Source organism: Dactylosporangium sp. NBC_01737 (genome assembly GCF_035963215.1).
Taxonomy (GTDB): Bacteria; Actinomycetota; Actinomycetes; order Mycobacteriales; family Micromonosporaceae; genus Dactylosporangium.
In genome coordinates this window covers 11,057,531-11,071,572 of the sequence record NZ_CP109153.1, presented here as the reverse complement: position 1 = coordinate 11,071,572, position 14,042 = coordinate 11,057,531, and the positions used below count along the sequence as shown (strand labels likewise).

11 protein-coding genes and 2 pseudogenes are annotated in these 14,042 nt (G+C 74.2%); 7 read left to right on the top strand and 6 right to left on the bottom strand.

All coding sequences use genetic code 11. The features are described 5' to 3' along the window. The first annotated feature begins 12 nt into the window (after positions 1-12). The gene (locus OHA72_RS50925; RefSeq protein WP_327003314.1) at positions 13-1,194 is read left to right on the top strand and encodes an amidohydrolase family protein; all 1,182 of its coding nucleotides are present in this window, start codon (positions 13-15) and stop codon (positions 1,192-1,194) included. On the opposite strand, the pseudogene OHA72_RS50920 reads toward OHA72_RS50925, so the two are convergent. The 4 genes and pseudogenes from OHA72_RS50920 to OHA72_RS50910 form a co-directional block, all read right to left on the bottom strand. Further along, a pseudogene (locus OHA72_RS50920) lies at positions 1,184-1,812 on the bottom strand (response regulator). The gene OHA72_RS50925 and the pseudogene OHA72_RS50920 overlap by 11 nt on opposite strands. After that, positions 1,809-2,126 (bottom strand): ATP-binding protein, encoded by a 318-nt coding sequence (locus OHA72_RS65285; protein ID WP_442788782.1) that lies wholly within the window; start codon positions 2,124-2,126, stop codon positions 1,809-1,811. The pseudogene OHA72_RS50920 and the gene OHA72_RS65285 overlap by 4 nt, the downstream one beginning before the upstream one ends. 118 nt (positions 2,127-2,244) lie before the next feature. Next, a pseudogene (locus OHA72_RS50915) lies at positions 2,245-2,463 on the bottom strand (histidine kinase); the annotation flags it as partial. Between the two features lie 454 nt (positions 2,464-2,917). After that, positions 2,918-3,496: a hypothetical protein gene (locus OHA72_RS50910; protein ID WP_327003313.1), complete on the bottom strand. Its 579-nt coding sequence runs from the start codon at positions 3,494-3,496 to the stop codon at positions 2,918-2,920. 95 nt (positions 3,497-3,591) lie between these two features. On the opposite strand from OHA72_RS50910, the gene OHA72_RS50905 reads away from it, so the two are divergent. Both OHA72_RS50905 and OHA72_RS50900 read left to right on the top strand, forming a co-directional pair. Further along, positions 3,592-4,866 (top strand): WD40 repeat domain-containing protein, encoded by a 1,275-nt coding sequence (locus OHA72_RS50905; RefSeq protein WP_327003312.1) that lies wholly within the window; start codon positions 3,592-3,594, stop codon positions 4,864-4,866. Positions 4,867-4,875: 9 nt separating this feature from the next. After that, on the top strand, positions 4,876-7,242 hold the full coding sequence (locus OHA72_RS50900) for a hypothetical protein (RefSeq protein WP_327003311.1): 2,367 nt from the start codon (positions 4,876-4,878) through the stop codon (positions 7,240-7,242). A 634-nt stretch (positions 7,243-7,876) separates the two neighbouring features. On the opposite strand, the gene OHA72_RS50895 is transcribed toward OHA72_RS50900, so the two are convergent. Next, on the bottom strand, positions 7,877-9,253 hold the full coding sequence (locus tag OHA72_RS50895) for a CBM96 family carbohydrate-binding protein (RefSeq protein ID WP_327003310.1): 1,377 nt from the start codon (positions 9,251-9,253) through the stop codon (positions 7,877-7,879). A gap of 228 nt (positions 9,254-9,481) precedes the next feature. Between OHA72_RS50895 and OHA72_RS50890 the strand changes: the two genes are divergently transcribed. The 4 genes from OHA72_RS50890 to OHA72_RS50875 are packed head-to-tail and all read left to right on the top strand — an operon-like array spanning position 9,482 to position 13,277. After that, the gene (locus OHA72_RS50890) at positions 9,482-10,819 is read left to right on the top strand and encodes an MFS transporter (protein WP_327003309.1); all 1,338 of its coding nucleotides are present in this window, start codon (positions 9,482-9,484) and stop codon (positions 10,817-10,819) included. Positions 10,820-10,824: 5 nt separating this feature from the next. After that, positions 10,825-11,802, top strand: a complete 978-nt coding sequence (locus tag OHA72_RS50885) for a TolB family protein (RefSeq protein ID WP_327003308.1) — start codon at positions 10,825-10,827, stop codon at positions 11,800-11,802. 42 nt (positions 11,803-11,844) lie between these two features. After that, entirely contained in the window at positions 11,845-12,093 is a 249-nt protein-coding gene (locus tag OHA72_RS50880) for an RICIN domain-containing protein (protein ID WP_327003307.1), read from the top strand. Then, complete coding sequence (locus OHA72_RS50875; RefSeq protein ID WP_327003306.1) at positions 12,081-13,277, top strand: S8 family serine peptidase; 1,197 nt, start codon at positions 12,081-12,083, stop codon at positions 13,275-13,277. Before OHA72_RS50880 ends, OHA72_RS50875 begins: the two co-directional genes overlap by 13 nt. Before the next feature lie 152 nt (positions 13,278-13,429). On the opposite strand, the gene OHA72_RS50870 is transcribed toward OHA72_RS50875, so the two are convergent. Next, positions 13,430-14,041, bottom strand: a complete 612-nt coding sequence (locus OHA72_RS50870; protein WP_327003305.1) for a maleylpyruvate isomerase family mycothiol-dependent enzyme — start codon at positions 14,039-14,041, stop codon at positions 13,430-13,432. Between the last annotated feature and the right edge of the window lies 1 nt (position 14,042).

Genomic DNA, 14,042 nt, shown 5'->3' with positions numbered 1-14,042 from the left:
ATGCTCGGTGCCGTGACCACCGTCCTGCGCGCGGCGTGGCTGTTCGACGGCACCGCCGACACCCTGATGCCTGACCCGACCGTGATTCTGGACGGCGGCACGATCGCCGCCGTCGGTACGGCGCTACCCGTCCCCGACGGCGCGACCGTCGTCGACCTGGGCGCCGCGACGATCCTGCCCGGGCTCGTCGACGCCCACGTCCACCTGGCGTTCGACGCCTCCGCCGACCCGGTCGGCAACCTCGCGGCCCGTGACGACGCCGAGGCCGTCGCCGCGATGACCGTGGCGGCCCGGCATGCCGTCCGGGGCGGGGTGACCACGATGCGGGACCTCGGCGACCGCGGCTACCTGTCCCTCGGCCTGCGCGACGCCGCGGCCGCCGACCCGTCGCTGCCGACGATCGTCGCCTCCGGACCGCCGATCACGTCCCCCGGCGGGCACTGCCATTACCTCGGCGGCGCCGCCGTCACCGGCGAGGGCGGGATCCGGGCCGCCGTGCGGGAACACGCCGACCGCGGCGTCGACGTCATCAAGATCATGGCGAGCGGCGGGAACCTCACGCCGGGCAGCCTGCCGGAGGTGTCCCAGTTCGGCGCCGGCGAGCTGCGCGCCGCCGTCGACGAGGCGCACCGCCTGGGCCTGCCGGTCACCGCGCACGCGCACGGCACCCAGGCCATCGTCGACGCCCTGGCCGCCGGCGTCGACGGGCTCGAGCACGTCTCGTTCATGAACGCCGACAGCGTCGACGCCATCCCCGACGAGGTGCTCACCGCGATCGTCTCGCGGCGGGTCGTCGTCGGCATGACCCTGGGCGTCATGCCGGTGCCAGGCATCGTCCCGCCGCCGGCTGTGCTGTCCCGGATGCCGCTGATGATCGCGGGGCTGCGCCGGATGCACGACGCCGGGGCCGTGATGGTCGCCGGCACCGACGCCGGCATCGCGCCGATCAAACCCCACGACGTGCTGCGGTGGGCCGTCGTCCAGTTCGGCCAGATCGCGATGACCCCGACCGGCGCGCTGCGGGCCGCCACGTCCGTGGCCGCGACGGCGTGCGGGCTGGGGGACCGCAAGGGGCGCGTCGCCGCCGGCTACGACGCCGACATCCTCGCCGTCGACGGCGACCCGCTGCAGGATGCATCCGCGCTGCACCGTATCCGCGCCGTCTACGTCCGCGGCGTCGCGGTCACTCGTTGAGCAGGCCGTGTTCGCGGGCGTAGATGGCGGCCTGGGTGCGGTCGCGCAGGCCGAGCCGGCTCAGCATCCGCGACACGTGGTTCTTCACCGTGCCCTCGCTGACGAACAGCGCCCGGCCGATCTCACGGTTCGTCGCACCCTTCGCGACCAGCCGCAGGATCTCGACCTCCCGGGCGGTCAGCGCGCCGCCGCCGGGCTCGGCCGGCGCCACGGCCAGCCGCGCGGCGACCCCGGCGGCGAGGGCGCCACGCCGGCGTGGGTGAGGCGGACCGCGGCGGCGAGGTCGGCCGCGCCGAGGTCCTTCAGCAGGTAGCCGCTGGCGCCGGCCCGCAGCGCCTGCGTCACGTACTCGTCGTCGTCGAACGTCGTCAGCATCACCACCCGGCAGGCGGGCAGGTCGCGGCGCAGCGCCCGGGTCGCGGCGACGCCGTCCATGCCGGGCATGCGCACATCCATCAGGACCACGTCCGGCGCGGACTCCAGGGCCTTCGCGACGGCCTCCGCGCCGTCCGCGGCGGTGCCGACGACCTCGATTCCCGGCTGGATGCCCAGCAGCGACGCGATCCCGTCGCGGACCAGCTGCTGGTCGTCGACCACCAGCACCCTGACGACCGTCATGCGGCCGGCACCGTCACGGTGAGGACGACCCCCGGCCGGCCGGTGACGTCGAGGCTGCCGCCGACCGCGGCGACGCGTTCCCGGATGCCGCGCAGGCCGAACCCGTCGGCGGTGCCGTCGGCGAACCCGCGCCCGTCGTCGGCGACGACCAGCCGCGCGGTGGCACCGTCGAACGTCGCGCGGACCGTGACCCGGCCGGCGCCGGCGTGCCGGCGGGCGTTCGTGACCCCTCCTGCGCCACCCGGAACAGCGCGACCCGCGCCGCCACGGGAAGGCCGCCCTCCTCGCCGCGCACCTGCACGTCCACGGCGCACTGGCCGCCGCCGCCGTCGCCGGCCAGGTCGGCGAGCGCGCCGGCGAGGAGAACGGCGCGGCGAGCGCCCGCACCGCGCCGCGCACCTCGTCCAGGGCGCGGGCCGCCGACGCCCGCGCGTCGCGCACCGCCTGCTCCGCCGCGGCCGGGTCGAGGTCCCGGAACGCGGTCGCCTTCTCCAGCTGGATGCTGACCGCGGTCAGGTGGTGCCCGAGGCTGTCGTGGATGTCCCGGGCGACCCGGCCGCGCTCCGCCGCCGCGGACAGCTCCGCGACCTCGGCGAGGGCCAGCCGCAGCCGGGCCCGGGAGTCGGACTCACCGACCGCGGCCGACGCCATCGCGACCGCCAGGGCCATGCCGACGCCCAGCATCAGCACGTCCGTGACGCGTTCGCCGCTGCGGTACCAGTGCGGATCGGCGATCGTCGCCCACCCGACGGGCACCGCCACCCCGGCCGCCGCGAGCGTGACCGCCACCCGCCGGCCGAAGGCGAAGTACGCGGTGAACGGCACCAGCAGGAACAGCAGGTTCGACAACCCCGACCCGTCCAGCGCCGCGACCAGCACGAACAGCGCCGTCCGGGCCACCAGGAACACCATCGGTGGCGCGGTGACCCGCCGCTCCAGCGGCTCCAGGGCGGCGAGCACCCCGATCGCGGCGACGAGCCCGGCCACCTGCGCCGGGCCGCCGTGCCGGCCGCGGACCTGGTCGTGCAGGCCCGCGATGAGGACGGCGCCGTACACCACGTACGGCAGCCACGACACCGGACGCGGCGGACCCATGCCCACCAGGTTACGCAGCGACGGGTGCGGCGCGGCGGGCCGGCAGCACCGACAGCGACAGCCACGCCACCGACACCGCCGCCAGGACGTGCACGCCGCTGGTGGCCGGGCTGTCCGGCAGCGGGGCGAGGAGGGCCAGGAGGGGCAGCGTCACGCCGTACCCCACCGCGGGGAGCCTCGGGAAGCCACCGGAGCGCACCATCGACACGCTGAACAGGATCGTCCCGGCGAGGAACACCACGGCGCTGATCTGCAACGCCAACCCCGTCGGCCCTTCCCTGAGCGTGTCCACAGTGGACTGATCCAGGTAGAACAGCACCATGTTCAACGCGAACGCGACCCCGGTGAACAGCCCGAGCCCGAGCAGGTTCGCGGCGTAGGCGAACGCCCCGAACCGGCCGGCGGTGGCCCGGTGGTGCAGGTAGAGCGCGGTGACCGCGGGCGCGGAGAACGCCACCCCGAGGCCGAGGACGAAGCTCGTCGCCGACGTCTCGCCGGTGAACGCCTCGACCGCGCCCGGCACCCCGATCGACAACGCGAGCAGGACGCCGCTGACGGCGCCGAACCGCTGAAACCACGTGAGATCCATGCCCTGGACCGTATTGTCGCGCCCCTGCCCGGCGGCAGTGCCGGGCGGCCAGGCCTCCGGGCCGGTCGTCATGTGCCGTGTGGCACGCTGCGTCGGTGATCGCCCTGGCCGCGTCGACCCGGCAGCACCCGCCGGCGCTCATCGTCAGCTCCTCGGCCGGTTTCGCGGTCCAGCACGCCGCGTTCACGCCCGCCGGCGACGTCGCGTACTACCGCGACCACTTCTTCACCGTCACGACCTGGGACGGCTCGCCGCTGATCGGCGGCCGGGCCGGGCAGTCCCGCGAGGGCGAGGCCACGTTCGCCGTGACACCCGCCGGTGACCTCCTCGCCGTGCGCCGGCACCGCGGCATCGCCCTGCACGCGCTGCCGTCGCTCGCGCCCGCCGGGCGGCTGGACGACACCGAAGGACCGTCGATGCTGCGGTTCCTGGACGAGCGGCGGCTCCTCGCCCTCGACGGGTCCACGCTGACACTGTGGGATGCGCGCTCCGCCACGGTACTGGCAAGCGTCGCGACGACCGGCACCCACGCGTTCGCGGTCAGTCCCGACGAGCGCTTCGTGGTCGTCGGCAGGAGCATCGGGGCCGGGCACGCGGTGCATCTGCTGCCGTCGCTGTCGCCGGCCTTCACCTTCGGCCCGGCTGCGGGGTCGACGGCGGCGATCGGGTTCTCCCCGTCCGGGCGGCTGCTGGCGACCGGAGACTGGCACAACGAGGTGCTGCTGTGGGACGTGTCCGGCCTGCCGTCGCTGCCGCCGGCCACCGTGCTCGGCCGGCACGACGGGTGGGTCGAGGCACTGTCCTTCGTGGACGAACACACCGTCGTCTCCGGCGGCTGGGACGGCGCGGTCATGCGCTGGGACACCGGCGCGCCCTCGGCCGGCCGCCGCCTCGGCGAGCACGCGGGCTACGTCACCGCTCTGGATGTGAGCGCGGACCGCCAGGTGGTGCTGTCCGCCGCCGCCGACGGGACCGTCTGCCACTGGGATCCGGCGGCTGCGGGGGTTTCGGCACCGCCGTACCAGATGCGCCACGGCGAAGGCGTCCCGCGGTTCGCGATGCATGTGCCCCGCCCTGGGGAGGTGGTCGTCAGGGTCGGCGAGCGGAGCCTGCGGTGGTCGACGGCCGGCGTGCTCCTGGGCCCTGGGCGCATCGAGGAGCGCACGTCACCGGCCGTGTTCCCGGCGCTCGGCCTGCGTGCCACCTGGGACGGTCCGGTGCTGCTGCACGACCGGGCGGGCGCGGTCGTCGGCTCGGTGCCGCTGCCGGCCGCGCCGGTCTGCGCCACGGCGGGGGACCATTCCGTGCTGGTGGTGCTGGACGCCGCGGGGCACCTCACGTTCTGGAAACTTGTCGTACCCCGGCGATAGGTTCCCGGCATGACGTCACTGCTGCTCGCCGCGGCAGCTCGCACGTCGGCCGCGCTGCACGCCACGGCCGACGCGTGGACCCGCGCGTTCCTGCTGGCCGTCGACGCCGCCCGCTTCGGCGTGGCCGTCGGGCGGTCCCAGGTGCGCTGGTCGACGGGCGTCCAGGCCACGACGAGGCTGCGCGTCACCCTCTGCGGCCACGAGCGGGCGCTGTCCACCGTCGTCTCGACCACCGACGCGGCCGGCCGCCCGGTCGCGGTCACCGGCGGCCTCGCCGAGGCGACCGTGCGCGTCTGGGACCTCGCGACCGGCACGCAGACCGCGGTGCTGCGCCCCAGCGAGGAGGACGCCTGGGCGCTCGCGGCGACCGTCCTGCACGACCGGCCCACCGTCGTCACCGGCAGCTTCAACGGCGTCATCCAGACCTGGGACGTCACCGGCGGCGCCCCGACCGGCCGCGTCGACGCCGGCGAGGGCGACCTCGTGTGCTCCCTCGCCGCCGCGTGGGTCGACGGCCGCCCGGTCGTCGCGTCCACCATGTATACCAACGACGGCGACCCCGACACCTACTGCGAGTGGCCCGAGATCACCGTCAGCGACCTCGCCACCGGCCGCCCGCTGCACGTCATCGACACCGACCACACCGGCGCCATCCACGTGGCCACCGCGGTCCTCGACGGCAACCCCGTCGTCGTGTCCGGCGGCAGCACCGGCAGGTCCCTGCGCGTCTGGGACCTCGCCACCGGCGCGGCAACCGGCCCGGCGTTCGCGGGGCACACGGGCGGCAGCGCCGCGGTCACGACCACCGTCCTGGCCGGTCGCCCCGCCGTTGTCGCCGCCGGCCATGACGGCACTGTGCGCCGCTGGGACCTCGCCACCGGCGCCCCGATCGGCGAGCCGCTCACGGGTTTCATGGCCGTGCACCTCGCCGCCCTCGACCTCGCCGGTCGCCCGGCCGTGGTGGCCGCCTCGGCCGACGCCGTCTGCGCCTGGGACGCGGTCACCGGCGCCGTTGTGGTGCCTCCGTTCGTCGCCCGCGGCGTCGGTGCGCTGGCCGTGTCCGTTGTGGAGGGCGTGCCGGTCGCCGTCACCGCGATGCGTGACACGACGGTCCGGATCTGGGACCTCACCCCCGATCCAGGAGCGGACCAGCAGACCGGCGGTTCGGTGGCCCGGCCCGGACGCGCTGGTGCCCTGCCCGCCTCGGCGAAGGGCCATCGCAGAGTGGTGGCGGCCATCGCGACGGCCACGGTTGCCGGGCCGGATGGGGCTGCGTCGGACGGGGTTGCGTCGGGTGAGGCCGTGTCCGGTGGGGATGTGGCTGCGGCCGGTCGGGCCGGTGGGCGGCAGTTCGCTGTCTCGGTCGGCCAGGACCGCACGGTGCATCAATGGGACCTGGCCGCGCGGACCGTCGATGCGGCGCACCTCGGGGAGTTGCCGGTCGACGTCACCGATGTCGCCGCGTATGTCGCCGATGGGCGGGTGCGGTTCGTCGGGGTCGGCGGCACCGACGTGTGGTGCTGGGAGGCCGGGTCGGCGCCGGGGCTGCTCGCGTCGGTCGCCGGCCGCAGGCTGTGGTCCGTGGCGACCACCGTGCTTGACGGCCGCCCGGTCGCCGTTGTCGTCGGCAACGACGGCGCGTGGGGCGGCGAGCTCCGGGTCGTCGCCCTCCCCACCGGCGATCACCCGCCCACCGGCGCCGGTTCTGCCGACCTCGGGTCCGGTGGTGTCGGGGCGGGTGGTGTCGGTTTCGGTGGGCAGGCGGGTGAGATCGGCCGGAGTGGACAGGTCGGGGACGCGGGGGCGTGGGTCGGCGAGGTGCTTGCCGGGCACGGATCGTTCGTCACCTCGGTGGCCACCGCCGTCGTCGGCAGGCGGGCCGTCGCGGTTGCCGCCGGCCTGACCGAGACCGTCCCGCGGGTGTGGGACCTGGGCACCGGCCGGCAGCGCCCGCTGGACGGGCATGGCGGGTGGGTTCGGGCGGTGGCGACGGTGGGATTCGCCGGGCGGACGCACGCGGTGACCGGCGACGTGGACGGGGTCGTGCGGCAGTGGGATCTGCGCACCTGCACGCAGCACGGCCCGGCCCTCACGGGTCACGCCGGCGCCGTCAACGCGGTCGCGACGGTGCTGTCCGGCGGCGGATGGCCGGTGGCGGTCACCGGCGGCGAGGACCGCACGGTGCGGCTGTGGGATCTCACCACGGGGGAGCAGGTCGGCCGGGAGTGGCCGTTTCCCGAGCCGGTCACCGCCGTCTCGGTGGCTGCCGCGGGCAGTGTGGTGGTCGGCTTCGGGTTCGAGGTCGCGGTCCTGGACACGCCGGTGCTCCAGCGTCCCGTGCAGCCCCGGCCGGTGCCCGACCTGCCCGTGCTGTGATCTTCGATTACGCAACGATCGGCGGCATCGGGCCCGTCCCGGTCCGATCGCACGTCCCGCCGTGTCCGTTCCGCCAAGCTCGCGGCCGGTGCGGGTGTCCACGGCTCGGGACGGCTTGATCGAAGTCGCCGGGTGGCTGTCCGGATGGCCGGATGTCGCCGTCGATCACTGGAGTGCGGGTCATGTGCTGTCGTGTTCGTTCCGCCAGACTCGTGGCCTGTGTGGGTGTTCACGGCTTGGGACGGCTTGATCGAAGTCGCCGGGTGGCTGTCCGGATGGCCGGATGTCGCCGTCGATCACTGGAGTGCGGGTCATGTGCTGTCGTGTTCGTTCCGCCAGACTCGCGGCCGGTGCGGGTGTTCACGGCTTGGGACGGCTTGATCGAAGTCGCCGGGTGGCTGTCCGGATGGCCGGATGTCGCCATCGATCACCGGAGTGCGGGTCTTGCGATGGGCGAGGCGGAACGCGGACCCGGGGCCCGGCCTTGTGAGCGCTGGGACGGCGCATGCCCGTCTCCGTGATCGCGGAGCGTCGGCGGCGCTCCAGCCCCGTGAAGTTCCGCGGTCACGGTTGTGCGATCTACCCGCGAGGTGCGCTGGTGCGGGTAGATCGCACGCCGTTCACGTGGGTGCGGTCAGTGGCAGGAGCCGGTGCCGGTGTCGCTGTAGGACTGGCCGGCGACCGGCACGAACTGCCAGTCGTAGCTGTTGCTGTGCAGGGTGAACTTCAGGACGCCGTACGCGGAGCTGTTGCGGGCCTCGCTGTTGGGCTGGATGGTGCCGAAGGCGTAGTGGCTGGCGCCGCCCATGCCGGCGACCCAGGTGCGCAGGCCGCGGGTGGTGTCGAGGCCGCCGCTGGGGTTCATCGGGGCGAAGCGCTCGTAGACGTGGTTGTGGCCCCACAGCACGACGTCGGCGTTGTAGTCGTACAGCGCCTGGTAGAGCGGGCGGGTCGACGTGGACGGGGCGTGGTTGGAGCTGGACGTGAACAGGGGGTGGTGCCAGTAGGCGAGGGTGCACGGCTTGGTGCTGGCCGCCAGGTCGGCGCGCAGCCACTGCTCCTGCGTGGAGCCGGCGGACATGCTGATGTTCGAGTTCAGCGAGACGATGTGCCAGTTGCCGAGGTCGAAGGAGTAGTAGCCGCGACCCGACGGGCCGGCGACCGAGCCGAAGTAGCTGTAGTACGCCGAAGCGCCCGACGTCACGTAGTCGTGGTTGCCGGGTGAGGGGCGGGTGCGGGACTTGAACCGGCCCCACGTCGGCTCGTAGTAGGAGTTGAACTCGCTTGCCGTGCCGCTGTCGTACACGTTGTCGCCGAGGGTGTAGACGGTGCCCGGGATGTTGTCGATGAGCGCCGCGGTGGCGCTGTCGCCCGAGCCGGAGTTGGCGATGTCGCCGGCGCCGACGAAGACGGGGTCGCCCGACGGCGGGGTGGTGGTGCCGGTGGTGACCACGAGCTGCGGGGCGTCGGCGCCGCTCTCCCGCGAGTCGTAGTAGGCGCCGTCGGTGTTGCTGGAGGTCGCGCCGATGCTGAACGTGCCGTTGCCGGTCACGAGTGCCGTGACGTCGATCTCGTACCAGCCGTCGCGGCTGACGGCGCCGAGCGTGCCCAGGGTGGCGCCGTCGATCGTGGGCTGGTTGTTCCACGTGGTGCCCGTCTCGGACCACGACGTGTTGCTCATGGCCTTGAACGTGCCGCCGTTGGCGCTGCCGTCGTTGCCGCTGATGGTGCGCAGGCGCAGCTTGGCGGTGGTGACCGTGCCGCTGACGCCGGAGACCGTGAAGCGCAGGAACAGGCGGCGCACCGGCGAGTTGTCCACGACGATCTGCGTCGTCGTGCCGTAGTTGGTGGACGTGGCGTCGCTCTGGACGTACGTGTCGGCGACCGGCGTGAACGTGGCGGTGGCCGCCGACGCCGGGGACGCGGAGGCCACGACGACGGTGGCGGTGGCGGCGACCAGGACCGCGACCGTCGCCATCGTCATCGGGGGGCGGGTGAGACGGATGCCCATCCAGAAACCCTTCTCTGGGCGTGTGCAGAAGCGCAAGGAACATAGGGGTATCGATGGACGGATCCGGTGCCGCCGGGTGAACGCGCAGCGAAATCATTCGATGTAAGGCGCTGTTCACGAACTGCACTCCGGCTTGCCGCCCGCGGTCCGTTGCAAGGGGATCCGCCCGCGGCGGACGATGGCGGACCGCTGCCGCAGGAAGGGAACAGCCGGGTGTATCTGTCGACCGTGACAAGTCCGGTCACCGCCACGTCCGGCGGCGGGGCCCGCCGCAGGGCTCTCGTCAGCGGCAACGTCGTCGCGCTGGGCACCGTCAGCCTCATCACCGACGTGTCCGCGGAGATGGTCACCGCGGTGCTGCCGCTGTATCTGGTGCTCGGCCTGCACGTCAGCCCGCTCGCGTACGGCGTCGTCGACGGCGTGTACACCGGTGCGACCGCACTGCTGCGGCTCGTCGGCGGGTTCGTCGCCGACCGGATCCGCTCGCGCAAACTGGTCGCCGGGATCGGGTACACCCTGTCCGCCGTCGCCAAGCTCGGCCTGCTGCTGGCGGGCAGGTCGATGACCGCGATCGGGGCCGTCATCGCCGTCGACCGGCTCGGCAAGGGGGTGCGGACCGCGCCCCGCGACGCGCTCATCACCGCCTCGACGCCGCCGGAGGAACTGGGCCGGGCGTTCGGCGTGCACCGCACGATGGACGGCATCGGCGCGTTCCTCGGGCCGCTGGTCGCGCTCGCCGTCCTCGCCGCGGCGGGGGAGTCCTACGACGCCGTGTTCGTCACCAGCTTCTGCGTCGCCGCGCTCGCCGTCGTGGTCCTCGTGCTGTTCGTCCGCGAACGACCTGCCGGCGGAAGCGAACGACCGGCCGGCGGAAGCGAACGACCGGCCGGCGGAAGCGAACGACCGGCCGGCGGAAGCGAACGACCGGGCGACGGGAGCGATCGACCGGCCGGCGAACCGGCAGAGACGCCGAAGGTCACGGCCGCGGAGGCGGCCGGGCTGCTGCGCGCCGCTCCGGTGCGCCGGCTCGTCGCGGCCGCCTGCCTGCTCGGCCTCGCCACGATCGGCGACGGATTCGTGTACCTCATGCTCCAGCGCCGCGAAGACCTGAGCCTCGTGTGGTTCCCGCTCCTCGCCGTCGGCACCAGCCTGGCGTACCTGCTGCTCGCCACGCCGCTGGGGCTGCTCGCCGACCGGATCGGGCGGCTGCCGGTCATCCTCGGCGGCTACGTCGCGCTGGGACTGGCGTACGCGCTGCTGTTCGGCCCGCTCGGCGGCGCGCCGCTGCTCGTGCTGACCCTGGCCCTGCACGGTCTGTTCTACGCCGCCACGGACGGCGTGCTCGTCGCGTTCGCCGGTCCGGTGCTGCCGGCGCGGCTGCGCACCACCGGGATCGCGCTGATCCAGACGGGGCAGGCGCTGGCGTACCTCGTCTCGTCCGTCCTCTTCGGACTGGCGTGGCAGGCGTGGGGCCCGGAGGCGGCCAGCCGGGTCGCGGCGGCCGTCGTGGGCACGGTGGTGGTGGCGACCCTGATGCTGTTGCGGAAGCGAGGTCCGGTGCGATGAGGCCCATGTCGAACGGCGTCCGGATCGCGGTGCTCGCCGCCGCCGTCGTCCTGCTCGCGGGAGTCGCGGCCGGCTACACGGCACTGGCCGCGGACCGCACCACCAGAAGCAGCACCGGCGGCACCGGCAGCACGCTGACCCTGACCCCGGGGCCGCGGCTGCTGACGATCACCGACCGGCACCTGGCCACGGTGGCGGCGAGCGACCCGGGCGGCCCGCGCACCGTGTCCACAGTGGAGTGCCTGCGGGTGTACGCCGCCGCCGGCACCGGGATCTGCCTGCGGCCGCAGACCGCGTGGGCCTACGAGGTCGTGGTGCTCGACGCGGACCTGCGCCCCCGCCAGACGTTCGCCGTCCCGGGCCTGCCCAACCGGGCGCGGGTGTCGCCGTCGGGGCGGCTCGTCGCGTGGACCGTGTTCGTCGGCGGCGACTCCTACACCAGCAGCGGCTTCTCCACCCGTACCGGCATCCTCGACACCCGCACGGGAGCGGCCGTCGGCACCCTCGAGGAGTTCACCGTCCTCCGTGACGGCAGGCCGTACCGCAACGTCGACGTCAACTTCTGGGGCGTCACCTTCGCCGCCGACGACAACCTGTTCTACGCGACCATGTCGACGGAGGGCCGCCGGTACCTCGTCCGCGGCGACCTCGCGGCACGCACCGTGGAGACGTTGCGGGACAACGTCGAGTGCCCGTCGCTGTCGCCGGACGGCACCCGCATCGCGTTCAAGCAGGCGATCGACGCGGACCCGATGCGAGGCTGGCGGCTGTCGGTCCTCGACCTCGCGAGCATGCGCGTGACGCAGACCGCGGAGCGTGCAAGCGTCGACGACCAGGCGGCCTGGCTGGACTCCGCGACCCTCGCCTACACGCTGCGGCAGGACGACGGCCGCCCCGACGTGTGGACGGTCCCGGCGGACGGCGCGGGCACGCCTGAGCTGCTGATTCCCGGCGCCGAGTCGCCGTCCCCGCTGACCGCCTGAACCTCGGTCGAGCAGTGGAACTACAACACGGCCACCGGCATCATGCAGAACGTCAACAGCGGCAAGTGCCTGGAGATCCAGTACTCCAGCACCGCCAACTTCGCGCCAGCCGGTCAGTACGACTGCCACGGCGGCACGAACCAGAAGTGGTACCTGCTGAGCAACGGCTCGATCGTCAACCAGCACAGCGGCAAGTGCCTGGAGGTCGCCTGGTCCAGCACCGCGGACTTCGCGGCCGTCGGGCAGTACGACTGCCACGGCGGGCTCAACCAGAAGTGGTGGTGGTCCTGACCCGGCCTGTACCGTCGCGGCGTGACAACGCGCAGCGCCGTGGCGTCGCTGATGGCAGCCGTGCTGCTCGGCGGCGCCACGGCCGCCCTCGGCCGGCGCCGGCCCGCGCCGAGACCGTCCGCGAGCAGCAGTGGTGGCTCGGCGCGCTCGGCATCGCGAAGGCCCAGCAGGTCGCCAAGGGTGACGGCGTCGTCGTCGCGGTCATCGACACCGGCGTCGACGGCACCCAGCCCGACCTGGCCGGCGCGCTGCTGCCCGGCACCGGCACCAACGGCGTCGCCAGCGAGAAGGGCTGGGACGACCCCGACGGCCACGGCACCCAGATGGCGACGGTCCTCGCCGGCCGCGGCGGCGACGGCCCCAACCACGTGCTCGGCATCGCCCCGAAGGCCAGGCTCCTCCCGGTCGCGATCCCGATCGGCAACCGGGCCCTGAAAACCCCCGAAGGCACCCTCGCCGAGCCGATCCGCTACGCCGCCGACCACGGCGCGAAGATCATCAACATGTCGTTCACGCTCACCGACGACGAGCTGAAGCAACCCGAGCTCGACGCCATCGCGTACGCGCGGGCCAAGGGCGCCATCCTGGTCGCGGCCGGCGGCAACCGCCCGCAGGGCGACGACCACGTCCCGCTGCCGGCCCGCTACCCTGGTGTCGTCACCGTCGCCGGCACCACCCGCGCCGGCGGGCTTTGGGACGGTTCGATCGCCGACGGGAGCGTCGACATCGCCGCCCCGGCGCAGGACATCATCGGCGCGGCCCCGAAGTCCCGCTACCCCTCGGGTTTCGCGGTCGGCTCCGGTACGAGCGGTGCCGCCGCGATCGTCTCCGGCCTGCTGGCGCTGATCTGGTCGAAGTACCCGGCGCTGGATGCCGCGAACGTCCTGAACCGCCTGTTCGCCACGGCCCGCGACAAGGGCACCGCCGGGCGTGACGACGCGTTCGGCTTCGGCCTGATCGACCCTTACGCCGCGCTGACCGCGACCGTGCCGCCGGTGACCGCCGACCCGCTCGGCCCGATCGCGTCACCGTCCGCGGCGCGGCCCTCGGTCCCGCCCTCCACGGCCGCGTCGCCGCGCGCCCGGACGGCCTGGGCACGCCCGCGATCCGCGCCGCGGCCGTCGGCGGCGGGTCGCTCCTGCTGGCGCTGCTGCTCATCTTCGGTGTCGCCCGCCCGCTGCTGAAGTCGTCCCGCGGCCGGCGGCGCTGAGCGTCGGCCGGAGCCCGGCGCCGCTGACATCGTCCCGGCGGCGCGGCGACCTGGAACCGGCCTGGGGCCGGCCTGCGACGGGCCTGGGGCCGGCAAGCGATCGGCCTGGGACCGGCCTGGGGTCGATCAGAGGCCGGTCAGGCGGGGGAGTGCGGCCTTGCGGCGGCCGGTGAGCAGCAGCAGGAGGGCGTCGATCGGGCCGCGCACCTCGGCGCCGCCGGTGCCGGCCGTCCAGTCGGCGTCGGTGGCGACCAGGCGGACGTCGCGCAGGCGGCGGCGGGCCCAGAACGGCCAGCCCATGCTCCACACCCGGGTCGCGCCGTCGACCGCCGCCGCGACCGGCACGGGGTGCGGCAGCCCGAGCGGGACCGCGATGTCCTGCCCGTGCACCAGGATGTCCGGCACGATGTTGCGGTAGCTGGTCACGGCCGGCAGGCGGCGGGAGTCGGCGTGCTCGCGCAGCTCGGCGACGATCCGGTCGGCGGGGCGGGTCGCGTGCCGGACCGCCAGGTCGTGGTTGAGCCGGTCGAAGCTGCCGCGGGCGCGGACGCCCTCCAGGATCATGCTGCCCAGGCCCGGCGGCTGCGGCGCCATCGCGACGTGCGCGGCGACGTCGCGGACGCTCCACCCGGCGCACAGCGACGGCGTCCGCCACTGCTCGTCGGTCAGCCCCTGCAGAAGGTCGGCGAGGGCACGCCGTTGCTCGGCGATGACCCGCCAGCTCGTCTCAGCGTCCATG

Coding starts and splice junctions, on each gene's coding strand:
- OHA72_RS50910 (WP_327003313.1), bottom strand. CDS start 3,496: ATGGATCTCACGTGGTTTCAGCGGTTCGGCGCCGTCAGCGGCGTCCTG.
- OHA72_RS50900 (WP_327003311.1), top strand. CDS start 4,876: ATGACGTCACTGCTGCTCGCCGCGGCAGCTCGCACGTCGGCCGCGCTG.
- OHA72_RS50895 (WP_327003310.1), bottom strand. CDS start 9,253: ATGGGCATCCGTCTCACCCGCCCCCCGATGACGATGGCGACGGTCGCG.
- OHA72_RS50885 (WP_327003308.1), top strand. CDS start 10,825: ATGTCGAACGGCGTCCGGATCGCGGTGCTCGCCGCCGCCGTCGTCCTG.
- OHA72_RS50880 (WP_327003307.1), top strand. CDS start 11,845: ATGCAGAACGTCAACAGCGGCAAGTGCCTGGAGATCCAGTACTCCAGC.
- OHA72_RS50870 (WP_327003305.1), bottom strand. CDS start 14,041: ATGGACGCTGAGACGAGCTGGCGGGTCATCGCCGAGCAACGGCGTGCC.